General features: G+C 53.4%; 22 protein-coding genes, 1 tRNA gene, 3 rRNA genes and 1 other annotated feature. Of the genes, 9 read left to right on the top strand and 17 right to left on the bottom strand.

Annotated elements, in window-relative coordinates:
- Positions 1-12: 12 nt before the first annotated feature.
- From rrf to rluD, 7 genes are all read right to left on the bottom strand, one after another.
- Positions 13-128: ribosomal RNA gene (gene rrf / locus I6L58_RS18750) — 5S ribosomal RNA — on the bottom strand.
- A 72-nt stretch (positions 129-200) separates the two neighbouring features.
- Positions 201-3,105 (bottom strand): 23S ribosomal RNA (locus I6L58_RS18745).
- Positions 3,106-3,287: 182 nt separating this feature from the next.
- Positions 3,288-3,363 (bottom strand) — tRNA-Glu (locus I6L58_RS18740).
- A gap of 85 nt (positions 3,364-3,448) precedes the next feature.
- A 16S ribosomal RNA gene (locus I6L58_RS18735) occupies positions 3,449-4,988 on the bottom strand.
- Together the 16S, 23S and 5S rRNA genes with 1 tRNA gene alongside form the textbook arrangement of a ribosomal RNA operon.
- A gap of 427 nt (positions 4,989-5,415) precedes the next feature.
- Positions 5,416-7,989 carry an ATP-dependent chaperone ClpB gene (clpB, locus tag I6L58_RS18730; protein WP_058608431.1) on the bottom strand — a complete coding sequence of 858 codons (2,574 nt, stop codon included), beginning with the start codon at positions 7,987-7,989 and terminating at the stop codon, positions 5,416-5,418.
- A gap of 129 nt (positions 7,990-8,118) precedes the next feature.
- Entirely contained in the window at positions 8,119-8,850 is a 732-nt protein-coding gene (gene yfiH / locus I6L58_RS18725) for a purine nucleoside phosphorylase YfiH (RefSeq protein ID WP_006178037.1), read from the bottom strand.
- Positions 8,847-9,827, bottom strand: a complete 981-nt coding sequence (rluD, locus tag I6L58_RS18720; protein ID WP_006178038.1) for a 23S rRNA pseudouridine(1911/1915/1917) synthase RluD — start codon at positions 9,825-9,827, stop codon at positions 8,847-8,849. The genes yfiH and rluD overlap by 4 nt, the downstream gene beginning before the upstream one ends.
- Before the next feature lie 131 nt (positions 9,828-9,958).
- Between rluD and bamD the strand changes: the two genes are divergently transcribed.
- The 4 genes from bamD to pheA all read left to right on the top strand — a co-directional run bounded on the left by bamD (position 9,959) and on the right by pheA (position 12,725).
- Positions 9,959-10,696, top strand: a complete 738-nt coding sequence (bamD, locus tag I6L58_RS18715; RefSeq protein WP_006178039.1) for an outer membrane protein assembly factor BamD — start codon at positions 9,959-9,961, stop codon at positions 10,694-10,696.
- 269 nt (positions 10,697-10,965) lie between these two features.
- Entirely contained in the window at positions 10,966-11,307 is a 342-nt protein-coding gene (gene raiA, locus I6L58_RS18710) for a ribosome-associated translation inhibitor RaiA (RefSeq protein ID WP_042321693.1), read from the top strand.
- 103 nt (positions 11,308-11,410) lie between these two features.
- Positions 11,411-11,535 (top strand) — a sequence feature (Phe leader region).
- Positions 11,412-11,459 (top strand): pheA operon leader peptide PheL, encoded by a 48-nt coding sequence (gene pheL / locus I6L58_RS18705; RefSeq protein WP_001386991.1) that lies wholly within the window; start codon positions 11,412-11,414, stop codon positions 11,457-11,459. It overlaps the preceding feature by 48 nt.
- Before the next feature lie 29 nt (positions 11,536-11,564).
- Positions 11,565-12,725: a bifunctional chorismate mutase/prephenate dehydratase gene (gene pheA, locus I6L58_RS18700; RefSeq protein ID WP_006178041.1), complete on the top strand. Its 1,161-nt coding sequence runs from the start codon at positions 11,565-11,567 to the stop codon at positions 12,723-12,725.
- On the opposite strand, the gene I6L58_RS18695 is transcribed toward pheA, so the two are convergent.
- Genes I6L58_RS18695 through aroF form a run of 3 tightly spaced genes read right to left on the bottom strand, consistent with a single transcriptional unit; the run spans position 12,722 to position 15,857 of the window.
- Complete coding sequence (locus I6L58_RS18695) at positions 12,722-13,594, bottom strand: SMP-30/gluconolactonase/LRE family protein (protein WP_088209386.1); 873 nt, start codon at positions 13,592-13,594, stop codon at positions 12,722-12,724. The genes pheA and I6L58_RS18695 overlap by 4 nt on opposite strands.
- A 60-nt stretch (positions 13,595-13,654) precedes the next feature.
- Positions 13,655-14,776, bottom strand: a complete 1,122-nt coding sequence (tyrA, locus tag I6L58_RS18690) for a bifunctional chorismate mutase/prephenate dehydrogenase (RefSeq protein WP_088209387.1) — start codon at positions 14,774-14,776, stop codon at positions 13,655-13,657.
- Between the two features lie 10 nt (positions 14,777-14,786).
- Positions 14,787-15,857 (bottom strand): 3-deoxy-7-phosphoheptulonate synthase AroF, encoded by a 1,071-nt coding sequence (gene aroF / locus I6L58_RS18685; RefSeq protein WP_042321696.1) that lies wholly within the window; start codon positions 15,855-15,857, stop codon positions 14,787-14,789.
- Between the two features lie 212 nt (positions 15,858-16,069).
- On the opposite strand from aroF, the gene I6L58_RS18680 reads away from it, so the two are divergent.
- The 4 genes from I6L58_RS18680 to I6L58_RS18665 all read left to right on the top strand — a co-directional run bounded on the left by I6L58_RS18680 (position 16,070) and on the right by I6L58_RS18665 (position 18,844).
- Positions 16,070-16,444: a DUF2799 domain-containing protein gene (locus I6L58_RS18680; protein WP_042321698.1), complete on the top strand. Its 375-nt coding sequence runs from the start codon at positions 16,070-16,072 to the stop codon at positions 16,442-16,444.
- Between the two features lie 148 nt (positions 16,445-16,592).
- Positions 16,593-17,132: a YfiR family protein gene (locus tag I6L58_RS18675; protein ID WP_088209388.1), complete on the top strand. Its 540-nt coding sequence runs from the start codon at positions 16,593-16,595 to the stop codon at positions 17,130-17,132.
- The gene (gene dgcN, locus I6L58_RS18670; protein WP_088209389.1) at positions 17,125-18,345 is read left to right on the top strand and encodes a diguanylate cyclase DgcN; all 1,221 of its coding nucleotides are present in this window, start codon (positions 17,125-17,127) and stop codon (positions 18,343-18,345) included. Before I6L58_RS18675 ends, dgcN begins: the two co-directional genes overlap by 8 nt.
- A 13-nt stretch (positions 18,346-18,358) precedes the next feature.
- Positions 18,359-18,844: an OmpA family protein gene (locus tag I6L58_RS18665; RefSeq protein ID WP_006178048.1), complete on the top strand. Its 486-nt coding sequence runs from the start codon at positions 18,359-18,361 to the stop codon at positions 18,842-18,844.
- 2 nt (positions 18,845-18,846) lie between these two features.
- Here I6L58_RS18665 and I6L58_RS18660 read toward each other — a convergent pair whose 3' ends face one another.
- The 7 genes from I6L58_RS18660 to ffh all read right to left on the bottom strand — a co-directional run bounded on the left by I6L58_RS18660 (position 18,847) and on the right by ffh (position 24,419).
- Positions 18,847-20,217, bottom strand: coding sequence for a PepSY-associated TM helix domain-containing protein (locus I6L58_RS18660; protein ID WP_088209390.1), 1,371 nt, complete (start codon positions 20,215-20,217; stop codon positions 18,847-18,849).
- A 40-nt stretch (positions 20,218-20,257) separates the two neighbouring features.
- Complete coding sequence (locus I6L58_RS18655; RefSeq protein WP_088209391.1) at positions 20,258-20,662, bottom strand: DUF2946 domain-containing protein; 405 nt, start codon at positions 20,660-20,662, stop codon at positions 20,258-20,260.
- Between the two features lie 130 nt (positions 20,663-20,792).
- Complete coding sequence (rplS, locus tag I6L58_RS18650; protein ID WP_006178051.1) at positions 20,793-21,140, bottom strand: 50S ribosomal protein L19; 348 nt, start codon at positions 21,138-21,140, stop codon at positions 20,793-20,795.
- 43 nt (positions 21,141-21,183) lie between these two features.
- Complete coding sequence (gene trmD, locus I6L58_RS18645; RefSeq protein ID WP_006178052.1) at positions 21,184-21,951, bottom strand: tRNA (guanosine(37)-N1)-methyltransferase TrmD; 768 nt, start codon at positions 21,949-21,951, stop codon at positions 21,184-21,186.
- Between the two features lie 31 nt (positions 21,952-21,982).
- Positions 21,983-22,522, bottom strand: a complete 540-nt coding sequence (gene rimM / locus I6L58_RS18640) for a ribosome maturation factor RimM (RefSeq protein WP_006178053.1) — start codon at positions 22,520-22,522, stop codon at positions 21,983-21,985.
- Between the two features lie 15 nt (positions 22,523-22,537).
- On the bottom strand, positions 22,538-22,786 hold the full coding sequence (gene rpsP, locus I6L58_RS18635) for a 30S ribosomal protein S16 (protein WP_003863133.1): 249 nt from the start codon (positions 22,784-22,786) through the stop codon (positions 22,538-22,540).
- Between the two features lie 271 nt (positions 22,787-23,057).
- Positions 23,058-24,419 (bottom strand): signal recognition particle protein, encoded by a 1,362-nt coding sequence (ffh, locus tag I6L58_RS18630; RefSeq protein ID WP_006178054.1) that lies wholly within the window; start codon positions 24,417-24,419, stop codon positions 23,058-23,060.
- A gap of 165 nt (positions 24,420-24,584) precedes the next feature.
- Here ffh and I6L58_RS18625 point away from each other — a divergent pair, with 165 nt between their 5' ends.
- Entirely contained in the window at positions 24,585-25,376 is a 792-nt protein-coding gene (locus I6L58_RS18625) for a cytochrome C assembly family protein (RefSeq protein ID WP_042322262.1), read from the top strand.

Raw genomic sequence — 25,376 nt, 5'->3', positions numbered from 1 at the left:
TACTTGTTTGATGCCTGGCAGTTCCCTACTCTCACATGGGGAGACCCCACACTACCATCGGCGCTACGGCGTTTCACTTCTGAGTTCGGCATGGGGTCAGGTGGGACCACCGCGCTAAAGCCGCCAGGCAAATTCTGTTAATCTGTATCAAAGCTGAAATTTGATTGTCTGTCTCTTCGCCGAAACAGCTTCGGCGTTGTAAGGTTAAGCCTCACGGTTCATTAGTATCGGTTAGCTCAACGCATCGCTGCGCTTACACACCCGACCTATCAACGTCGTCGTCTTCAACGTTCCTTCAGGAGACTTAAAGTCTCAGGGAGAACTCATCTCGGGGCAAGTTTCGTGCTTAGATGCTTTCAGCACTTATCTCTTCCGCATTTAGCTACCGGGCAGTGCCATTGGCATGACAACCCGAACACCAGTGATGCGTCCACTCCGGTCCTCTCGTACTAGGAGCAGCCCCCCTCAATTCTCCAGCGCCCACGGCAGATAGGGACCGAACTGTCTCACGACGTTCTAAACCCAGCTCGCGTACCACTTTAAATGGCGAACAGCCATACCCTTGGGACCTACTTCAGCCCCAGGATGTGATGAGCCGACATCGAGGTGCCAAACACCGCCGTCGATATGAACTCTTGGGCGGTATCAGCCTGTTATCCCCGGAGTACCTTTTATCCGTTGAGCGATGGCCCTTCCATTCAGAACCACCGGATCACTATGACCTGCTTTCGCACCTGCTCGAGCCGTCACTCTCGCAGTCAAGCTAGCTTATGCCATTGCACTAACCTCCTGATGTCCGACCAGGATTAGCTAACCTTCGTGCTCCTCCGTTACTCTTTGGGAGGAGACCGCCCCAGTCAAACTACCCACCAGACACTGTCCGCAACCCGGATTACGGGTCAACGTTAGAACACCAGCCATTAAAGGGTGGTATTTCAAGGACGGCTCCACGCAGACTGGCGTCCACGCTTCAAAGCCTCCCACCTATCCTACACATCAAGGACCAGTGTTCAGTGTCAAGCTATAGTAAAGGTTCACGGGGTCTTTCCGTCTTGCCGCGGGTACACTGCATCTTCACAGCGAGTTCAATTTCACTGAGTCTCGGGTGGAGACAGCCTGGCCATCATTACGCCATTCGTGCAGGTCGGAACTTACCCGACAAGGAATTTCGCTACCTTAGGACCGTTATAGTTACGGCCGCCGTTTACCGGGGCTTCGATCAAGAGCTTCGCGTTGCCGCTAACCCCATCAATTAACCTTCCGGCACCGGGCAGGCGTCACACCGTATACGTCCACTTTCGTGTTTGCACAGTGCTGTGTTTTTAATAAACAGTTGCAGCCAGCTGGTATCTTCGACTGATTTCAGCTCCACCCGCAGGGGCTTCACCTACATATCAGCGTGCCTTCTCCCGAAGTTACGGCACCATTTTGCCTAGTTCCTTCACCCGAGTTCTCTCAAGCGCCTTGGTATTCTCTACCTGACCACCTGTGTCGGTTTGGGGTACGATTTCGTGTTACCTGATGCTTAGAGGCTTTTCCTGGAAGCAGGGCATTTGTTACTTCAGCACCGTAGTGCCTCGTCATCACACCTCAGCGTTAAAAGGTACCGGATTTACCTGGAACCTCCGCCTACATGCTTAAACCGGGACAACCGTCGCCCGGCTAACATAGCCTTCTCCGTCCCCCCTTCGCAGTAACACCAAGTACAGGAATATTAACCTGTTTCCCATCGACTACGCCTTTCGGCCTCGCCTTAGGGGTCGACTCACCCTGCCCCGATTAACGTTGGACAGGAACCCTTGGTCTTCCGGCGAGCGGGCTTTTCACCCGCTTTATCGTTACTTATGTCAGCATTCGCACTTCTGATACCTCCAGCATGCCTCACGGCACACCTTCAACGGCTTACAGAACGCTCCCCTACCCAACAACGCATAAGCGTCGCTGCCGCAGCTTCGGTGCATGGTTTAGCCCCGTTACATCTTCCGCGCAGGCCGACTCGACCAGTGAGCTATTACGCTTTCTTTAAATGATGGCTGCTTCTAAGCCAACATCCTGGCTGTCTGTGCCTTCCCACATCGTTTCCCACTTAACCATGACTTTGGGACCTTAGCTGGCGGTCTGGGTTGTTTCCCTCTTCACGACGGACGTTAGCACCCGCCGTGTGTCTCCCGTGATAACATTCTTCGGTATTCGTAGTTTGCATCGGGTTGGTAAGCCGGGATGGCCCCCTAGCCGAAACAGTGCTCTACCCCCGAAGATGAGTTCACGAGGCGCTACCTAAATAGCTTTCGGGGAGAACCAGCTATCTCCCGGTTTGATTGGCCTTTCACCCCCAGCCACAGGTCATCCGCTAATTTTTCAACATTAGTCGGTTCGGTCCTCCAGTTAGTGTTACCCAACCTTCAACCTGCCCATGGCTAGATCACCGGGTTTCGGGTCTATACCCTGCAACTTAACGCCCAGTTAAGACTCGGTTTCCCTTCGGCTCCCCTATACGGTTAACCTTGCTACAGAATATAAGTCGCTGACCCATTATACAAAAGGTACGCAGTCACCCCATAAAGAGGCTCCCACTGCTTGTACGTACACGGTTTCAGGTTCTTTTTCACTCCCCTCGCCGGGGTTCTTTTCGCCTTTCCCTCACGGTACTGGTTCACTATCGGTCAGTCAGGAGTATTTAGCCTTGGAGGATGGTCCCCCCATATTCAGACAGGATACCACGTGTCCCGCCCTACTCTTCGAGTTCACAGCAAGTGTGCTTTCGTGTACGGGACTATCACCCTGTACCGTCGGACTTTCCAGACCGTTCCACTAACACACAAGCTGATTCAGACTCCGGGCTGCTCCCCGTTCGCTCGCCGCTACTGGGGGAATCTCGGTTGATTTCTTTTCCTCGGGGTACTTAGATGTTTCAGTTCCCCCGGTTCGCCTCGTTAACCTATGTATTCAGTTAACGATAGTGCAACGAATTGCACTGGGTTTCCCCATTCGGACATCGACGGGTCAAAGGTTCATATCACCTCGCCGTCGCTTTTCGCAGATTAGCACGTCCTTCATCGCCTCTGACTGCCAGGGCATCCACCGTGTACGCTTAGTCGCTTAACCTCACAACCCGAAGATGTTTCACTTCTGATTGCGAAAATTTGAGAGACTCGAACACACATTAACTGTGTGTCGTTTCAATTTTCAGCTTGATCCAGATTTTTAAAGAGCAAATATCTCAAACGTCACCCGAAGATGAGTTTTGAGATACTGAGGCAGGTGACTTTCACTCACGAACCAGCAAGTGGCGTCCCCTAGGGGATTCGAACCCCTGTTACCGCCGTGAAAGGGCGGTGTCCTGGGCCTCTAGACGAAGGGGACGTGTCAGTCTCAATCGCAAGACGCCTTGCTATTTACTTTTCATCAGACAATCTGTGTGAGCACTACAAAGGCAGGTTCTTTAAGGTAAGGAGGTGATCCAACCGCAGGTTCCCCTACGGTTACCTTGTTACGACTTCACCCCAGTCATGAATCACAAAGTGGTAAGCGCCCTCCCGAAGGTTAAGCTACCTACTTCTTTTGCAACCCACTCCCATGGTGTGACGGGCGGTGTGTACAAGGCCCGGGAACGTATTCACCGTAGCATTCTGATCTACGATTACTAGCGATTCCGACTTCATGGAGTCGAGTTGCAGACTCCAATCCGGACTACGACGCACTTTATGAGGTCCGCTTGCTCTCGCGAGGTCGCTTCTCTTTGTATGCGCCATTGTAGCACGTGTGTAGCCCTACTCGTAAGGGCCATGATGACTTGACGTCATCCCCACCTTCCTCCAGTTTATCACTGGCAGTCTCCTTTGAGTTCCCGGCCTAACCGCTGGCAACAAAGGATAAGGGTTGCGCTCGTTGCGGGACTTAACCCAACATTTCACAACACGAGCTGACGACAGCCATGCAGCACCTGTCTCAGAGTTCCCGAAGGCACCAAAGCATCTCTGCTAAGTTCTCTGGATGTCAAGAGTAGGTAAGGTTCTTCGCGTTGCATCGAATTAAACCACATGCTCCACCGCTTGTGCGGGCCCCCGTCAATTCATTTGAGTTTTAACCTTGCGGCCGTACTCCCCAGGCGGTCGACTTAACGCGTTAGCTCCGGAAGCCACGCCTCAAGGGCACAACCTCCAAGTCGACATCGTTTACGGCGTGGACTACCAGGGTATCTAATCCTGTTTGCTCCCCACGCTTTCGCACCTGAGCGTCAGTCTTTGTCCAGGGGGCCGCCTTCGCCACCGGTATTCCTCCAGATCTCTACGCATTTCACCGCTACACCTGGAATTCTACCCCCCTCTACAAGACTCTAGCCTGCCAGTTTCGAATGCAGTTCCCAGGTTGAGCCCGGGGATTTCACATCCGACTTGACAGACCGCCTGCGTGCGCTTTACGCCCAGTAATTCCGATTAACGCTTGCACCCTCCGTATTACCGCGGCTGCTGGCACGGAGTTAGCCGGTGCTTCTTCTGCGGGTAACGTCAATCGACAAGGTTATTAACCTTATCGCCTTCCTCCCCGCTGAAAGTACTTTACAACCCGAAGGCCTTCTTCATACACGCGGCATGGCTGCATCAGGCTTGCGCCCATTGTGCAATATTCCCCACTGCTGCCTCCCGTAGGAGTCTGGACCGTGTCTCAGTTCCAGTGTGGCTGGTCATCCTCTCAGACCAGCTAGGGATCGTCGCCTAGGTGAGCCGTTACCCCACCTACTAGCTAATCCCATCTGGGCACATCTGATGGCAAGAGGCCCGAAGGTCCCCCTCTTTGGTCTTGCGACGTTATGCGGTATTAGCTACCGTTTCCAGTAGTTATCCCCCTCCATCAGGCAGTTTCCCAGACATTACTCACCCGTCCGCCGCTCGTCACCCGAGAGCAAGCTCTCTGTGCTACCGCTCGACTTGCATGTGTTAGGCCTGCCGCCAGCGTTCAATCTGAGCCATGATCAAACTCTTCAATTTAAGTTTGATGCTCGTGAATTAAACTTCGTAATGAATTACGTATGTTCACTCAGAGACTTGGTATTCATTTTTCGTCTTGCGACGTTAAGAATCCATGTCACTTTGAGTGCCCACACAGATTGTCTGATAAATTGTTAAAGAGCAGTGCCGCTTCGCTTTTCTCAGCGGCGCGGGGTGTGCATATTACGCTTCCCCGCTTCAGAGTCAAGCGTTTAATTTGCTTTACTCTGCTGACCCGGCGGCGTGTGTGCCGTTGTTCCGTGTCAGTGGAGGCGCATTATAGGGAGTTATTCTGAGGCTGCAAGTGCAAAGTGAAAATTATTTACTGACTGCTCACTTTCCAGGCAAAACACATCTCAGAACTTAATTCTTGCCTGGTTTTTAAACAAAAACGAGCCGCAAGCGGCCCGTTTTTGCGTTTTGTGACTTACTGCACTGCCACAATTCGGTCTTCGTTGGCTTCCAGGCGGATAGCTTTACCCGGAATCAACTCGCCTGACAGTATCTGCTGTGCCAGCGGGTTTTCAATCTGCTGCTGGATAGCACGTTTCAACGGACGCGCCCCGTATACCGGATCGTACCCGTTCTCGCTCAGCAGTTTCAGCGCATCGTCAGAGATGTGAATTTCATATCCACGCTCTTCCAGACGTTTGTACAGACGCTGCAGCTGGATCTGCGCAATCGAAGCAATATGTTTCTCACCCAGAGGATGGAATACAACCACTTCATCGATACGGTTGATGAATTCCGGACGGAAGCTATGGCTCACCACGCCCATCACCAGTTCTTTCATATGACCGTAATCCAGTTCGCCAAAGCGTTCCTGAATCAAATCTGAACCCAGGTTCGAGGTCATGATGACAACCGTGTTGCGGAAATCGACCGTTCTCCCCTGCCCGTCCGTAAGACGACCATCGTCCAGAACCTGCAGCAGGATGTTGAAGACATCCGGGTGCGCTTTTTCCACTTCATCCAGCAGGATGACGGAGTAAGGACGACGACGCACCGCTTCCGTCAGATAGCCCCCTTCTTCATAACCCACGTATCCTGGAGGCGCACCGACCAGACGCGAGACGGAGTGTTTCTCCATAAACTCGGACATATCAATTCGAACCATCGCGTCATCGCTATCGAACATAAAGTTCGCCAGTGCCTTACACAGCTCGGTTTTACCCACACCGGTCGGCCCCAGGAACAGGAACGAGCCGATTGGACGATTCGGATCGGATAACCCCGCGCGGCTACGACGAATGGCATTAGAGACCGCTTCAACCGCCTCGTTTTGACCAATAACGCGATGATGCAGATCCTGTTCCATACGGAGCAGTTTTTCGCGTTCACTCTCCAGCATGCGAGCGACCGGAATACCCGTCCAGCGCGCAAGCACTTCGGCAATCTCCGCATCCGTCACTTTATTACGTAACAGACGCATCGTTTTGCCTTCGGACTGCGTAGCAATCTCAAGCTGTTTTTCAAGCTCAGGGATTTTGCCGTACTGCAGTTCAGACATCCGCGCAAGATCGCCGACGCGACGCGCCTGCTCAATAGCGATTTTCGCCTGTTCCAGTTCCGCCTTGATTGTCTGCGTCCCGGAGAGTGAGGCTTTCTCCGCTTTCCACTCTTCTTCTAACTCTGAATACTGGCGCTCTTTCTCGTCCAGCTCCTCGTTGAGCATATCCAGGCGTTTCTTGCTGGCCTCATCAGACTCTTTTTTCAGCGCCTGCTGTTCCAGCTTGAGCTGAATAATTCGGCGATCGAGTCGGTCCAGCTCTTCCGGTTTCGAGTCGATCTGCATACGGATGCTGGACGCCGCTTCATCGATAAGGTCGATCGCTTTATCCGGCAACTGACGGTCAGCAATATAACGATGCGAAAGCGTCGCCGCAGCCACGATGGCCGGGTCAGTGATCTGCACATGGTGGTGCAGCTCATAACGCTCTTTCAGGCCACGCAGGATCGCGATGGTATCTTCGACGCTTGGTTCGGCCACAAATACTTTCTGGAAGCGACGTTCCAGCGCGGCATCTTTCTCAATGTACTGGCGATACTCATCAAGCGTGGTCGCGCCCACACAGTGAAGTTCACCGCGCGCCAGCGCAGGTTTCAGCATGTTCCCGGCATCCATCGCACCGTCGGCCTTACCGGCACCCACCATCGTATGCAGTTCGTCGATAAACAGAATGACGTTACCTTCCTGCTTCGCCAGATCGTTGAGCACGCCTTTAAGACGTTCTTCGAACTCCCCGCGGTACTTCGCACCGGCCACCAGCGCGCCCATATCCAGCGCCAGTACGCGGCGGCCCTTCAGCCCTTCCGGCACTTCGCCATTCACGATACGCTGCGCCAGCCCTTCAACGATGGCGGTTTTACCGACACCCGGCTCACCGATCAGCACCGGGTTGTTTTTGGTACGGCGCTGCAGAACCTGGATGGTACGGCGAATTTCTTCATCACGGCCGATAACCGGGTCCAGTTTGCCCTGCTCAGCACGTTCGGTCAGATCGACCGTAAATTTTTTCAAAGCCTGACGTTGGTCTTCGGCTCCCTGATCGTTCACGCTCTCACCTCCGCGCATTGTCTCAATCGCCTGAGTCACGTTGGCGGTGGTTGCGCCGGCAGATTTCAACAGGTCGGTCAACGTCCCGCGTGATTCAAGCGCCGCCAGAACAAACAGCTCTGACGAAATAAAGTTGTCCCCACGTTTTTGCGCCAGCTTGTCGCAAAGGTTCAGCACGCGTACCAGATCCTGCGAAGGCTGTACGTCACCACCGGTCCCTTCGACCTGCGGTAAACGGCTCAACGCCTGATCAATTGCCGTGCGTAACTGGCCAGCGTTAATGCCAGCAGAGGTTAATAATGGACGTACCGATCCCCCTTCCTGATTCAGTAAGGCGCTCATTAAATGAAGAGGTTCGATGAATTGGTTGTCGTGCCCGAGTGCGAGAGACTGGGCATCGGCGAGAGCAAGCTGGAATTTATTAGTAAGACGATCCAGACGCATAACTCCTCCCATAACAGGTCAAATTTGCTACTGGAGATTAAATGAGGTCATCCCTCAATTATTCAAGGTTAATGACCTGAATTATGCGAAAAGAAAACGGCGCGTACCGGATCGTCTTGATTCTTTAGGTTATATCAGCCAAATGAAACTTGCCATACGCCCCGTCGTCTTGTCGCGACGCCAGGAGAAAAAATCACCCGTTTCGGTGACCGTACAGCGATCGCCGCCGAAGATCTGCGTCACCCCGATATTATTGAGGCGCTGGCGTGCAAGCTGATAAATATCGGCCAGATATTTATCGCCCACGGGCGTAAACGCCTCGACCGCCTGCGGATCTTTCTCCATAAATGCTTCGCGAACTTCAGGCCCGACTTCAAACGCGCGTGGGCCGATTGCCGGACCGAGCCAGGCAAGGATATTGGCAGGGTTATCTTCGAAACAGGCGACGGTCTCTTCCAGCACGCCCTGACACAGGCCACGCCAGCCCGCATGCGCAGCCGCGACCTCTGTACCCGCCCGGTTACAAAACAGAACGGGCAGGCAATCGGCCGTCATAACGGCACAGACTGTTCCCGGAGTATTGCTGTAAGAGGCATCGGCGCGTTTTGAAGCATAAGGTTCCCCTGTTAACTTCAGAACGTCCTTACCGTGAACCTGCTCCAGCCAGACCGGTTTTGAAGGCAAATTCCCCGCAGCAAACAGACGACGGCGGTTCTCTTCGACATGCTCCGGGCTGTCGCCACAATGGGCACCGAGGTTCAACGACGCCCACGGCCCCTGGCTGACGCCACCGATACGGGTCGAACTACAGGCAGCCACGCCTTCAGGCAACGGCCACTCCGGAACAATCAGTTTGGTCATAACCAGTCCACGTGATCCTTATGTTCTTCAAAATCTGCACGCATCGCGTCGATAAGTTCCACCATATCCTGTGGGATAGGCGCATGCCACTCCATTTGAATGCCGGTGACAGGATGGTAAAGACGCAGCATTGTGGCGTGCAGCGCCTGGCGGTCAAATTTACGCAGTACGCTGATAAACTCCTCGGATGCGCCCTTTGGCGGACGCGGGCGACCACCGTAGACCGGATCACCCACCAGCGGATGAGTAATGTGCGCCATATGGACACGGATCTGGTGCGTACGCCCCGTTTCCAGACGCAGACGCAGGCGCGTATGAATGCGGAAATGTTCCATGATGCGGTAATGCGTTACCGCCGGTTTACCCATGGGATGAACGGACATATGGGTGCGCTTTGTTGGGTGACGGCTAATCGGCTCGTCAACCGTGCCGCCAGACGTCATATGACCAATGGCTACCGCTTCATATTCACGCGTAATTTCGCGCAGCTGCAGGGATTCAACCAGATGGGTCTGGGCCGGGATGGTTTTTGCCACCACCATTAATCCGGTGGTGTCCTTATCCAGACGGTGAACAATCCCGGCGCGAGGAACGTCGATGATTGGCGGATAATAATGGAGAAGCGCATTAAGCACCGTACCGTCAGGGTTGCCAGCACCCGGATGAACAACCAGCCCACGCGGCTTATTGATCACCAGAATATCGTCATCTTCATAGACGATGTCCAGCGGGATATCCTGCGGTTCGAAGCGGACGTCTTCTTCAATTTCAACGTTGATGGCGACAGCTTCTCCACCAAACACTTTCTCTTTTGGCTTGTCCCAGATCTTGCCGTTTACCAGCACGCGCTGGTCAAGGATCCATTCTTTTATGCGTGAACGCGAATAATCAGGGAACAATTCGGCCAAAGCTTGATCTAAGCGTTGACCGAGCTGATTTTCGGAGACTGTTGCGGTGAGTTCTACTCGTTGTGCCATAAACTGCTTCTTCGTTTAACGTTGGGTTTTACGGCTTTGCCGTTTAATATAGTGTGCTATTGTAGCTGGTCTTAATCGGGAGCAGGAACAGTGATTCTCCCGGACAAACATTTGAGGAAAGTCAAAACGTCATGACGCGCATGAAATATCTGGTGGCAGCGGCCACGTTGAGCCTGGCTTTGGTGGGCTGCTCCGGTTCAAATGAACAGGTCCCTGACAATCCGCCGAATGAAATCTATGCGACTGCACAACAAAAACTGCAGGACGGTAACTGGAAACAGGCGATAACGCAACTGGAAGCGCTGGATAATCGCTATCCGTTTGGCCCGTATTCGCAGCAGGTACAGTTAGATCTCATCTACGCCTATTACAAAAATGCCGATCTGCCGCTGGCTCAGGCCACCATCGATCGCTTCATGCGTTTGAATCCAACTCATCCTAACATCGATTATGTCATGTACATGCGTGGCCTGACTAATATGGCGCTGGATGACAGTGCATTGCAGGGCTTCTTCGGCGTGGATCGCTCTGACCGTGACCCGCAGCACGCGCGTGATGCCTTCAACGACTTCTCAAAACTGGTGCGCGGTTATCCGAACAGTCAGTACATCACTGACGCCACCAAACGTCTGGTGTTCCTGAAAGACCGTCTGGCTAAATACGAATACTCTGTGGCGGAATACTACACTCGCCGTGGCGCCTGGGTTGCAGTGGTTAACCGCGTCGAAGGCATGCTGCGCGACTATCCGGACACGCAGGCTACGCGTGATGGCCTGAAGCTGATGGAGAACGCTTACCGTCAGATGCAAATGACCGGGCAGGCTGAAAAAGTGGCTAAAATCATCGCCGCAAACAGCAGCAATACCTGATACAGGTTCAAACGCAAAACGGCAGCCCTGGGGCTGCCGTTTTTTTATTCATTTTCGTTTACGTCTGAAGCGCGTTGGACTCAACACAACCCGTCAACTATGACCGCAATTCCTGACTTCGACAAGGTAAATCTCACCTCTTCCTGCCCTGCCTCACAAAATAATACGGTTGACAAAAAGTGACAAAAATACGTGATTTAGATCACACAATTTGACATTCGAAGAGGTATGCTGGAATCACCAAGACGGAAAGACAAGAGGTAAAATTTATGCCAATGAACATTACCAGTAAACAAATGGAAATTACTCCGGCAATTCGCCAGCACGTCGCAGACCGTCTCGCCAAACTGGATAAATGGCAAACACATTTGATTAACCCACATATCATTCTGTCTAAGGAGCCGCAGGGTTTCATCGCTGACGCAACTATCAATACTCCAAACGGCCATCTGGTCGCCAGCGCGAAGCATGAGGATATGTACACCGCTATCAACGATTTGATCAACAAGCTGGAACGGCAGCTCAATAAAGTGCAACACAAAGGTGAAGCCCGTCGCGCCACAACATCGGTGAAAGACGCCAGCTTCGCGGAAGAAGTTGAAGAAGAGTAATCCTTTAAATTGAGTGTACCGCCAACGCGCCTTCGGGCGCGTTTTTTATTGACAGGATGAAAACAGTACGGGTACTTTAACGGTATCAATTTCAGGATGACCCTATGAAACATACGCCGTTTTTCTTCGCATTCTTTTTTACCTTCCCCTGATTGGGAGGCGTTTCGTCGTGTGATAAAGAATGCGAAGACGAACAACAAGGCCTCCCAACCGGGAGGCCTTTTTTATTGATAACGATAAATGAGACAGACAACACTATGACACCGGAAAACCCGTTACTGGACCTGCGCGTAAAGATCAGCGCGCTGGATGAAAAATTACTGGCCCTGCTGGCCGAGCGACGCACTCTGGCAGTGGAAGTTGGCAAAGCCAAGCTGGATTCACACCGCCCCGTGCGCGATATCGACCGCGAGCGCGATCTGCTTGAACGTCTGATCCACCTCGGCAAAGCGCATCATCTGGATGCGCATTACATTACCCGGCTGTTCCAGCTCATCATTGAAGATTCTGTTCTGACCCAGCAGGCGCTGCTGCAACAGCATCTGAACAAGACCAATCCACACTCCGCACGTATCGCGTTTCTGGGGCCAAAAGGCTCTTACTCACATCTGGCGGCACGTCAGTATGCGGCCCGCCATTTCGAAGAGTTTATCGAAAGCGGCTGCGCGAAGTTTGCCGACATTTTCAATCAGGTTGAAACCGGCCAGGCGGATTACGCCGTCGTCCCCATTGAGAACACCAGCTCCGGCGCGATTAACGACGTGTACGACCTGCTGCAACACACCACTCTGTCTCTGGTTGGCGAGCTGACGATCCCAATTGACCACTGCGTGCTGGTCTCCGGCTCGACGGATTTGAATAAAATTGAGACGGTCTACAGCCATCCGCAACCTTTCCAGCAGTGCAGCCAGTTCCTGAACCGCTATCCACACTGGAAAATCGAGTATACCGAAAGCACATCAGCAGCGATGGAAAAGGTCGCTCAGGCCAATTCCCCGTCCGTTGCCGCCCTCGGCAGTGAAGCGGGCGGTGCGCTGTATGGCCTCCAGGTGCTGGAGCGAAATCTGGCTAACCAGACGCAAAATATCACTCGCTTCGTGGTGCTGGCTCGCAAGGCGATCGATGTGTCAGATCAGGTCCCCGCTAAAACCACCCTGCTGATGGCGACCGGTCAACAGGCAGGTGCGCTGGTTGAAGCCCTGCTGGTTCTGCGTAATCACAATCTGATCATGACCCGGCTGGAGTCCCGCCCGATTAACGGCAACCCGTGGGAAGAGATGTTTTATCTTGATATCCAGGCCAACCTGGAGTCTGCATCCATGCAGAAAGCCCTGCGTGAGCTTGGCAAGATCACGCGTTCTATGAAAGTCCTGGGCTGCTATCCGAGCGAAAACGTAGTGCCGGTCGACCCGGCTTAACGTTCTATAAACCGGCTTTTCTTCACACCTGCCACGCTGACGGGCAGGGTGAAGATCGCCCCTGAGAGCGGATATTTCGCCAGCTCTTCCTCATCCATATTTTCCCGCGTGGTGGTGATAAACAGCGTTTTCATATCCTCTCCACCAAAACAGACCATCGTCGGGCAGCGCACCGGGAGCCGATACTCTTCAAGCTGCTCGCCCTGCGGCGAAAACCGCGCGATACGCCAGCCGTCAAACAACGCGCTCCAGTAACAGCCTTCAATGTCCGTCGCCGCACCATCAGGTATGCCCTCACCCTCTTTAAAGCGACGAAATACTTCACGTTGACCCGGCTCACCCTGCTCGTCCAGCGGCGTTCGGTAAATCACGCCGTTTGGCGTGTCGGAGGTAAACATCCATTTTTTATCCTGAGTAAACGCCAGGCCGTTGTGTCCCTGGATGTCCCACTGGATGACTTTAGGCGTCAGGTCGTTAGCAATGCGCATCAGCATGGCACCGTTGTAGTCGCCTGGCCCCCAAAAGGTGCCCGCGTAAAAACGCCCTGCACTGTCGGTGCCCCCATCATTAAAACGCGCCAACTGCGGGTTAGAGGGGTTATCGCAGACCTTTTGCCGGAGCAGACCATGCTTGTCGGTCAGCCAGATAGCGTTACGCATTGCGACAATGAAACCGCCGTTTTCACGCAGGGCAAAACAGCCCACCTCTTCGTGAAACGAAAGTACGGTATGTTCCGCAGTGGCGATATGAAAGCGGTGGATCTCGCCTTCGAGAATATCCGCCCAGTAGAGCGCCTGCTCTTCCTCGCTCCACGTCGGGCATTCCGGCAGGTGGCCGGTGTAATTTAACAGCAGCTGTGGTTCGGACATGACAGTTCCCCAAAATGAAAAAAGCCAGCATTGCTGGCTTTCAGTATATACATCATCGCATTACTGGCGACTGTCATTTGCCTGTCGCAACAGCGTGCGGCTCTCGCTCTGGAACCGCGTCGCATAATCACCGAACCAGTGCTCAACCTTACGGAAGCTGTCGATGAACGCCTGCTTATCGCCGTGCTCCAGCAAGGTGATGGCTTCACCAAAACGCCGGTAGTAGCGTTTGATCAGCGCGAGGTTATTCTCCGATGACATAATAATGTCGGCATACAACTGGGGATCCTGCGCAAACAGCCGCCCGACCATCGCAAGCTCCAGACGATAGATCGGCGAAGAGAGCGCAAGCAGTTGTTCAAGCTGAACGTTCTCTTCTGCCAGGTGCAGCCCGTAGGCAAAGGTCGCAAAGTGGCGCAGCGCCTGGATAAACGCCATGTTCTGGTCGTGCTCCACGGCGCTGATGCGATGCAAACGCGCGCCCCACACCTGAATCTGTTCCAGGAACCACTGATAGGCTTCTGGCTGACGGCCATCGCAGTACACCACCACCTGTTTCGCCAGGCTGCCACTGTCCGGGCCAAACATCGGATGCAGCCCAAGAACAGGGCCACTGTGCGCTGCAAGCATCGCCTGTAGCGGACCATTTTTGACCGAGGCCAGATCGACCAGGATACAGTCGTCCGGCAACGGAGGAAGTTTCCCAACGATCTGCTCCGTTACGTGGATAGGCACGCTAACGATAACCATCCCCGCATCGGCGGTCAGCTCCGGCGCGCGCGCCCAGTCTTCTTTTTCCAGAATGCGCACCTGATAGCCCGAAAGCGTCAGCATCTTCTCAAACAATCGGCCCATCTGCCCGCCGCCGCCCACAATCACCACCGGTCGTAGCGACGGGCAGAGCGTCTTGAAGCCTTTGTCGTTTTCGCTGGAATAGGATTCGCGCATAACGCGGCGCAGAACGTCTTCAATTAAATCCGGCGAGACGCCCAACGCCTGTGCTTCTTTACGGCGGGAGGCCAGCATTGACGCTTCGCGCTCCGGGACATAAATCGGCAAGCCGTACTGGCTTTTAACTTCACCTACCTCGGCAACCAGCGCCATACGGCGCGCCAGCAGTTCCAGCAGCGCCTTGTCCACTTCATCTATTTGATCGCGTAACGCGGTCAATTCAGCAACCATAACTAACCTCTTAAACCAGACGCGTCGACAGCTGGCCGCTTAAATCTTTATGGATCTCACGCAGCAGCGCATCGGTGGTTTCCCAGCTGATGCAGGCATCCGTCACGGATACGCCATGCTTCATTGCGCTGCGCGGTTGTTCTGATGACTGATTACCTTCATGAATATTACTTTCAATCATCAGACCGATAATAGAACGGTTGCCATCTTTGATCTGCGCGACCACAGACTCCGCCACCGCAGGCTGTCGACGGTAATCTTTATTGGAATTACCATGGCTGCAATCTACCATCAGAGCCGGGCGCAGTCCCGCCTGTTCCATCTCTTTTTCACACTGTGCCACGTCCGCCGGGCTGTAGTTCGGTGCTTTACCGCCGCGCAGGATCACATGTCCATCCGGGTTGCCCTGTGTTTGCAGCAGACAAACCTGCCCTGCCTGGTTGATTCCAACAAAGCGGTGTGGCATCGCAGCGGCGCGCATTGCGTTGATTGCCGTCGCCAGGCTGCCGTCGGTACCGTTTTTAAAGCCAACCGGCATAGAGAGGCCAGAGGCCATCTCACGGTGAGTTTGTGATTCCGTGGTGCGTGCACCAATCGCAGACCAGCTAAACAGATCGCCAAGGTATTGCGGGCTGTTCGGATCCAGCGCTTCGGTTGCCAGCGGCAGCCCCATGCTGACCAGCTCCACCAGCAGGCTGCGCGCTATCTTCAGGCCTGCTTCCACATCAAACGAGCCATCCATGTGCGGGTCGTTGATCAACCCTTTCCAGCCAACGGTCGTACGTGGCTTTTCAAAATAGACGCGCATTACCAGATAGAGGCTATCGCTGACCTCCTCCGCTAATGTTTTAAACCGACGAGCGTACTCAATGGCGGCTTCAGGATCGTGAATAGAGCAAGGGCCACAAACCACCAGCAGGCGCGGATCGCGACCGGCAATGATGTCAGAAATGGTCTGGCGAGAGTGCTCAATTTGAGCCTCTTGTGCCGCGCTCAGCGGAAACTCCGCTTTCAGCTGATCCGGAGTAATCAAAATCTGTTCGTCGGTAATGTGTACGTTATTCAGCGCGTCTTTTTGCATGATGGCAGTCCTGTAAAGCTCGTTTGCGATAGTGGTTTCCTCTGAGAGGTGAAACAACGATACCACAACAAGTAAAGAATTCAATCCAAAATACGTACAGATAAGTTTACAAAAGCCATTTAATGGCAAAAATCAGGCGATATTATCGTAAACTTAAAATTACACCTTTGATGAGTTTGTCACGCTATGCTGATAAGAAAAGGAGAATCACTATGCGTGCAATCGCGTCTGCACTATTGATGCTATGTCTGGCAGGCTGCCAGATTGACCCGTACACCTTTCAACCAGACTGGACGAGTCCTGACTGGTTTACCGCAGGAAAAGAGGACGCCATGAACGGCCTGCCTGTTAAAGATAACGCGACGCTGGCCGATAACCTTAACGACAGGCATGTCGATCGACATGCCTATCTGCGCGGCTACGCCGATGGTCAAAAAAGAGTCTGCGAAGAAGAATTTATTTACGCCTGGGGATTAGCGGGTAAATCATTTCCGGCCAGTTGTGAAGGCACAGAAAAAGCCCTGAAGCTGCACGAGGCGTGGCAAAAGGGAATGGATGAAAGCATCAAAAGCAGTCGGCTTAATTGATTATTCCGCATTCACAAGAAATGCGACTGTAAGATTTTACCTACAGCACAGCAGGAATTTTCTGACATAATGACGGCTATATTAAACGACGTTATTCTGCCATCACGTTGTTAAGGCATCTGGCCCCTGAGCGATATGGCGGATTCTGATGAGAAAATCATTCTTGATCTCTTTATCACGGCTCACTCTGGCGCTCCTGTTGCTTCTTTTTATGGGTCAGGCAGCCGCAGTCGCCCTAACAGAAACGGATAAATCGGTTCGTTCTATTGTATCGGGTATCGTCAGTTACACCCGCTGGCCAGCCCTCGCAGGCCAGCCTGTGCTCTGTATTTACGCCTCTTCGCGCTATAGCCAGGCGCTCAGCACCCGGAATGAGGGGCAGAGCGTTTTGCCTTATACACCCGTCATTGTACGCAACGATCAAGAAGCACTCTCAGCAACATGCGACGCCATTTATTTCGGCTCGGAATCACCGGCAAAGCAGCTTGAATTAATAAGCCAGTATCAGGGCCGGGCATTGCTGTTACTCTCAGAGCAGAACCCGGAATGCGTTATTGGCAGCGCCTTTTGTCTGATATTTGAAGGTGGCCGGGTTAGGTTTTCCGTCAATCTGGATGCGCTATCGCGCAGTGGCGTAAGAGTCAATCCGGATGTATTAATGCTTGCACGGAATACAAAGCATGAATAAGGATTTCACTTCAGCATCACGTCCGACGTTTAAAAGAACGCTGAGGCGTATCAATATGATAAGCGTAATAGTAACAATGACGTTTATATGGTTGTTACTCAGCTTTGCTTCCGTCGTGACATTAAAGGAATACGCCCAAAAGAATCTCGAATTAACAGGGGCGACCATGAGTCACAATCTGGAAGCCTCCCTGGTTTTCAACGATTCATTAGCGGCAAATGAAACCCTCACCACCCTTGGCAAGCAGGGGCAGTTCGCCGCAGCGGAAGTGCTCAACGTTCATGAGAAACGCTTCGCATACTGGTCCTGGAACCCGCAGGATAATAGCGACACCCTGGGCACGCTGGTCAGCCGCTGGCTGTTTCCCAATCCGGTTTCACAGCCAATTATGCACAACGGAAGCAGGATCGGCGAAATTCGCCTGACCGCACGCGACAGCCTGATCGGCCATTTCCTCTGGATGTCGTTTGCGGTTCTCACCGGCTGCATTCTTTTAGCCTCTGCCGTTGCCCTTACCCTGACGCGCTCGTTACACCATGGCATGGTCATCGCCATGCAAAACATTACCGATGTCGTTCATGATGTGCGCACCAACCGCAACTTCTCGCGGCGTGTAAAGGAAGGGCGTATCGAAGAGTTTCACCAGTTCGGTGAAGATTTCAACAGCCTGCTGGATGAGATGGAAGAGTGGCAGCTTAAGCTTCAGGCAAAGAATGCCCAGCTTCTGCGTACCGCCATGCACGATCCCCTGACAGGCCTTGCCAACCGGGCGGCATTTCGTAACAGCATTGCCGCTCTGATGAATGACGCATCCGCTAAGGCACATTCCGCCCTGCTGTTCCTGGATGGCGACAACTTCAAATATATCAACGACACCTGGGGCCATGCCGCAGGCGACGGCGTGCTGATTGATGTCGCCGAAAGAATGGTCGAGTTCGGGCAAAAGCGTCACCGTTCTTACCGTCTCGGCGGGGACGAATTTGCGATGATCCTGTACGGCGTCCATTCAGAAAATGAGGTTCAGCATATTTGCGCTGCCCTGGCGCAACGGTTCATCCGTCCGTTTGATGTTCATAACGGGCACACGGCATCAATGTCACTTAGCATTGGCTATGCACTGGCGTGGGAAAATGCCTCCGTGGAGGCATTACTGGAGCAGGCCGACCGCAACATGTACCTGGTGAAAAACCAGCGAACCAAAACACTCTCTTAGAAAGGAATACGATATGTTAAAGCGATACCTCGCGCCCCTGTTTATGGCATCACTTGTCCTGGCAGGCTGTCAGGCCCCGCCAAAAGGGAAATTCACCGCCGAGCAAATCGCCGCCATGCAGTCCTACGGTTTCAATGAATTGAACGGGGACTGGTCTCTGGGCCTGTCAGATAAGATCCTGTTTGATAAAAACGATGCCAGACTACGCCCGGAAAGCGAAACGCAAATCCGGACTATGGCTTCCCGCCTTGCGGCAACCGGTTTAAACCATGCGCGAATGGACGGACATACGGATAACTACGGAGAAGAGAGCTACAACGAAGCACTTTCGTTAAAGCGCGCTAATGCCGTTGCCGACGCCTGGGCGAAAGGGGCAAATATCCCCCGTGGCAATCTCACCACGCAGGGACTCGGCAAAAAATATCCCGTTGCCAGCAACAGTACCCCACAAGGGCGTGCTGAAAACCGCCGGGTTGCGGTGGTCATCAGCACGCCATAGGGTTATTTAACGGATGATTCAGCGAGCGACACGCCTGATGCCGCTCGCCAGCGCAGCCAGTCGATGACGATAAAGATTGCCAGACTCACGCCCATCACCGGCAGCGCCAGCCCCAGCAGGACGCTTATCATCACCGTCACTCCCCTTCCCCATCCCGACAATGCCAGCCAGCTCTGACAGAGCGTTTGCACCGGGTTCACCGCGGAGTTTGCCGGACGGCGCATCCACCACATCCGGTATCCCCAGAGGATGAGTACGCACAGCGCAGTACCAAACGCGATAAGCAGTAGCTGATTCACCAGGCCAAACAGAATGCCCATGTGGAAATCCACTCCCCAGCGGGTGAGTTTTGCCATTAGCGGGAAGTCAGCGAAGCGGGTGCTGTCCGTAACCTGCATTGAGTGCGGATCAACGGCAACGGCGTCCACCTGGGTCGGCCAGCGGCGATCGATTTCAGTCACCGTCCAGGCCCGATCGGCCATTTTTGCCGGGCGGATCTCCAGCTTACTGGCGTCGATCCCGGCCTTGCGGGCAGAGTGCAAAACGCTATCAAACAGCGTCAGATCCAGCGCCATTTCAGGCATCTTCATTCCGGCATGGTGTCCGTGGTGCTCAGCATGTTCATCGTGTACTTCCGGTATGCCCGTGAGGGTGGTGTTCACCTGCGGCGTAAGCCAGTTCATCCCAGCGCGCAGCTTATCCACATTGCCCCCGGCCAGTTGCGACCATGTCAGACCGGTAGCCGAAAAAAGCAACATCCCGCCCAGCAGGATCCAGCCTAATGTGACATGTAAACGCCGACGATTTTGGAAGCGGTTGTTAATGCGCCGCTTAGGGCGAGTGAAAAACCACAGGGCGATACCGCCGAGCGCGGCGATCCACATCCACGAGGCAGCCAGCTCGCTGTAGAGACGCCCCACATCACCCAGCATCAGCGAAGTATGCAGATAATCAATTGTCTGACGCAGCGGCAAAATCCCGCTGGTGCCGTACACCGTCATATCGCCCAGCACCGCCAGGCTAACCGGATCGATAAAGACAGCCCGGTTTTCAGATGGCCCAAGCGTTGGGTCGGCAAACATCACCCGGGTAGTGTCGCCATCGGCCAGCCCCGGGCGAACGGCGTGCAAACGCAGCTCTTTACCCACAACGTTTTCCGCCACGGCAATTTGTGCCGCCAGTGGCTGAGGTTCACCCACGTTATCCGTGTGCAGCGCGTGCCGGTAGAGCGCATTTTCCAGCTGCGGTGTCGCCACGTAAAGCGTGCCGGTCAGCGCGGCGAAGAAGATAAACGGACCAACAAATAGCCCGACATAGAAATGAAGTCGACGCAGCAGGTTTCCCCATGCCGCGCGCGGAGTGCAGGTTGTCATACTTTTCCTTTTTCAGGCAAAAAGTTATCGATTTTGTTTTTTAAAGGGAAAAAGCAGACCAACGCGGCGGCGCGCGGGTATCAGGATAGAGCCAGGGGAAAAAGTGCCAGTGGCTAACCGCCTGCCGCGGCGGCCTCACGCGAAGCCGTTGCACTATCGCAACGAGCAGGACGATCAGCGCCAGCATCATGCCCGGCACATGCGCCAGCAGCACGCAATAGCCACACGCTTCGGCATGATCGACGGGGAGCGAGTGCTGCATATCGCCGTGATGCTCATCCATCGACATCATGCTCATATCATGATGCATGCCCGGCATGGCGCTCATGGGATCTTTTTGCAGCGCAACGGAGATAAGCGGTGCCACGACGATCAGCAGGATCGCGAACAGCGCGGTCAATGCCGCTGTGCGTTTCCAGGTATGCTGATGCAGTACGTTATTCACTTACCCTCCGTTAAAGAGGCAAGCATTGTAAACGATTTATCACAAAAGAGTTAACGCGAGGAGTGCGATGAAATAAAAAAGGGCCAGCCTTTCGGCCAGCCCCTTTAACAGGATGTCGCTTAAGCGAATCTTAGTTCAGACGCTCTTTAATACGAGCAGACTTACCAGTACGCTCACGCAGGTAGTACAGTTTAGCTTTACGTACAGCACCACGACGTTTAACAGCAATGCTGTCAACTACCGGAGAGTGAGTCTGGAAGACACGCTCAACGCCTTCGCCGTTGGAAATTTTACGAACAGTGAATGCAGAGTGCAGACCGCGGTTACGAATAGCGATAACCACGCCCTCGAATGCCTGCAGACGTTTTTTGGAACCTTCAACAACCCATACTTTCACTTCCACGGTATCACCCGGACGGAAGGAAGGTACGTCCTGCTTCATCTGCTCTTGTTCAATTTGCTTAATAATGTTGCTCATAATTTAATCTCTTATCCTGGGTAAACTGATATTCGGGAGCGTATTACGCCTTCCCATCATGTTCATGTTGCTGGTGCGCGTGTTCGGTTTTGAACTCGGCCAGCAACTTTGCTTGCTCTTCAGTCAGAGCCAGGTTTTCCAGAAGTTCAGGTCTTCTAAGCCAGGTTCGGCCCAGCGACTGCTTCAAGCGCCAGCGACGTATCTCGGCATGGTTTCCGGACAGTAACACTGCCGGGACGTCCATCCCTTCTAACACTTCAGGACGAGTATAGTGTGGACAGTCCAGTAATCCATCGGCAAACGAATCTTCCGTTGCCGATGCTTCATGGCCCAGTACACCCGGAATGAACCGGGCAACGGAGTCAATCAGCGTCATTGCTGGTAACTCACCACCGCTGAGAACGTAATCGCCGATAGACCATTCTTCGTCAATCTCGGTTTGAATTACGCGCTCATCTATCCCTTCGTAGCGACCACAGACCAGAATCAGCTTTTGATTCGTCGCCAGTTCGCTCACGCCCGCTTGATCAAGCTTGCGTCCCTGAGGTGACAGATAAATCACCTTTGCGCCTTCACCCGCCGCGGCTTTTGCTGTGTGAATGGCGTCCCGTAAGGGTTGCACCATCATCAGCATCCCCGGTCCGCCGCCGTAAGGACGATCGTCCACGGTACGGTGCCGGTCATGCGTGAAGTCACGAGGACTCCAGCTCTGGATGCTCAGCAGGCCATTCTTTACTGCCCGGCCAGTTACCCCGTAATCAGTAATCGCGCGGAACATTTCAGGAAACAGGCTAATTATGCCAATCCACATAGCGCCGTCTTTTACCGTTTATCCGGAGAATTTAAAAACCAGGATCCCAATCTACTTCAATCGTCTGAGTAGTGAGATCGACTTTCTTGATAACCTGTCCATCGAGGAACGGAACCAACCGCTCCTTGATGCCAAATGCATCTTTCAGGTTTGCCTTAATGACGAGAACGTCATTTGACCCGGTTTCCATCATATCGATGACTTTCCCCAGGCTGTAGCCTTCAGTAGTGACCACCTGGCAACCCATAAGGTCTTTCCAGTAGTAGTCGCCCTCTTCCAGCTGTGGCAACTGCGACGAATCCACGACAATTTCACAATTAGTCAGCGCATTCGCGGCATCACGATCGTCAACGCCTTTCAGCTTGATGATGATGTCCTGATTGTGGTGACGCCAGCTTTCCAGCTCGACCTCTTCCCACTTACCGGCCTTCTGAATAAACCAGGGCTGGTAATTAAAAATGCTATCAGCGTCTTCAGTGGAGGAAAACACTCTGAGCCAACCACGGATACCGTAGCAAGAACCCATTTTTCCCAATACGATCGGTTCAACAGGTGCTTTATTGCTCATCATGACCACCGTGACAGATTAAGCTGCTTTGTTTGCTGCTTTGATCAGCGTAGCAACGCGATCGGAAACGGTAGCGCCCTGGCCAACCCAGTGAGCGATACGATCCAGATCCAGACGAGTTTCTTCTTCTGCGCCAGCGGCCAGTGGGTTGAAGAAACCAACGCGCTCGATGAAGCGACCGTTGCGTGCATTACGGCTGTCGGTTACAACAACCTGGTAGAACGGACGCTTTTTAGCGCCGTGACGAGCTAAACGAATAGTTACCATAACATCCTCTTGTGTGAATAAAACAACCGGGCCCCATCGAGGAACGGAGCCCGGGTGTCATATTAAAAGCCCGAAAATTTTACTGATTTCTGGGGAAATTGCAATCAGCATATGCTTCACATATGCCAAACAAGGGTTATAAGGCGTATATCGGTGCAGCCAGTTTAGTTCCGGCGTGCGCGCAGAAAGCGGAGCGTACACGTAGTACGTGAGCATTTCGAGCACACCCCGGAGCTAAAATGGCAAACAAGATAGCCTTATATCCCTTGTTTTAGCGGCCAGGGAATCCTGGGGGCATCATCCCCTTCATCCCGCGCATCATCTTCGCCATGCCGCCTTTCTTCATTTTCTTCATCATGCGCTGCATGTCGTCGAACTGTTTCAGAAGACGGTTTACGTCCTGCACCTGCATACCGCAACCTGCGGCGATACGGCGTTTACGCGAACCTTTAATGATTTCTGGCTTCGCACGTTCTTTCAGCGTCATTGAGTTAATGATCGCCTCCATACGCACCAGCACCTTGTCATCCATCTGCGACTTCACGTTGTCCGGGATCTGGCCCATGCCTGGCAGTTTGCCCATCAGGCTCGCCATGCCGCCCATGTTTTTCATCTGGCGCAGCTGCTCAAGGAAGTCGGTGAGGTCAAACCCATCGCCTTTTTTCAGCTTGCTGGCCAGCTTCTCGGCCTGCGCACGGTCAACTTTGCTCTCGATATCTTCGATCAGCGACAGCACGTCGCCCATGCCGAGGATACGGGAGGCAATACGATCCGGGTGGAACGGCTCCAGCGCGTCGGTTTTTTCACCAACACCGAGGAATTTGATCGGCTTACCGGTGATATGACGAATAGAGAGCGCCGCACCGCCGCGGGCGTCACCGTCCACTTTGGTCAGCACCACACCGGTTAACGGCAGCGCTTCGTTGAAGGCTTTCGCGGTATTTGCCGCATCCTGACCGGTCATGGCATCGACAACAAACAGGGTCTCTACCGGATTGATAGAGGCATGAACCTGCTTGATTTCGTCCATCATCGCTTCGTCAACGTGCAGACGGCCAGCGGTATCCACCAGCAGCACGTCGTAGAACTTCAGCTTCGCTTCTTTCAGCGCCGCGTTCACGATGTCGACAGGTTTCTGAGCGACGTCAGACGGGAAGAAATCCACGCCAACCTGCTCAGCCAGCGTTTCCAGCTGTTTGATCGCCGCCGGGCGATAAACGTCCGCGGAGACCACCAGCACTTTCTTCTTGTGCTTCTCGCGCAGGAATTTACCCAGCTTACCGACGCTGGTTGTTTTACCCGCACCCTGCAGGCCCGCCATCAGCACCACGGCCGGTGGCTGAGCGGCCAGGTTAAGCACCTGGTTTTCTTCGCCCATTGCCGCAACCAGTTCGTTACGGACAATTTTGACGAACTCCTGACCCGGGGTCAGGCTTTTGTTAACTTCATGCCCAACCGCTTTCTCTTTCACGCGGTTGATGAAATCACGCACGACCGGCAGCGCCACGTCGGCTTCGAGCAGCGCCATGCGGACTTCGCGCAGCGTCTCTTTAACATTTTCTTCAGTAAGGCGTCCGCGGCCGCTGATGTTGCGCAGCGTGCGCGACAAACGATCGGTTAAATTATCAAACATTGTCTCTCGCCTGGGTAGAAACGTTGGGTCGCATAAGCGACACATACACAGAATTTTGCCGGAGTATAACATGAAGGCAGCTTTGTTGTTATGCAACGGTTGGAGCAGGCGTCACGTAACGTTATACTGCTTCTCTTTCTTATTAAGACAACTGTCGACGCCTATATGCCCGTTTTCGCACTGATCGCCCTTGTTGCCTACTCTGTCAGCCTCGCGCTGATTATTCCCGGCCTGCTGCAAAAAAACAGCGGCTGGCGGCGCATGGCCATTCTTTCGGCGGTGATCGCACTGATTAGCCACGCCTTTGCGCTGGAATCACGTATCCTGCCCGGCGATGGCAGCGTGCAAAACCTGAGCGTGCTGAACGTGGGCTCGCTGGTAAGCCTGATGATCTGTACGGTGATGACCATCGTGGCGTCCAAAAATCGCGGCTGGCTGCTGCTGCCGATAATCTACGCCTTTGCGCTGATTAATCTGGCCTTAGCCACTTTTATGCCCAACGAGTTTATTACTCATCTGGAAGCCACGCCGGGAATGCTGGTGCATATCGGCCTGTCGCTGTTCTCGTATGCCACCCTGATTATTGCCGCGCTCTATGCCATGCAGCTGGCCTGGATTGATTACCAGCTGAAAAACAAAAAGCTGGCCTTTAATCATGAAATGCCGCCGCTGATGGTGATTGAGCGTAAGATGTTCCATATCACGCAGGTGGGCGTTGTTCTGCTCACGCTCACGCTCTGTACCGGCCTGTTTTATATGAAAAACCTGTTCAGCGTGGAGAATATTGATAAAGCCGTTCTCTCCATCATCGCGTGGTTTGTCTATATTGTCCTGTTATGGGGCCATTATCATGAAGGCTGGCGCGGTCGCCGCGTGGTCTGGTTCAACGTTGCGGGTGCAGGCATTCTTACTCTTGCCTATTTTGGCAGCCGCTTCATACAGCAATTTGCTGGTTAA

It is taken from the genome of Enterobacter cancerogenus (assembly GCF_019047785.1).
In the GTDB taxonomy this organism is placed as follows: domain Bacteria; phylum Pseudomonadota; class Gammaproteobacteria; order Enterobacterales; family Enterobacteriaceae; genus Enterobacter; species Enterobacter cancerogenus.
This window is presented reverse-complemented; position numbering and strand designations above follow the sequence as displayed.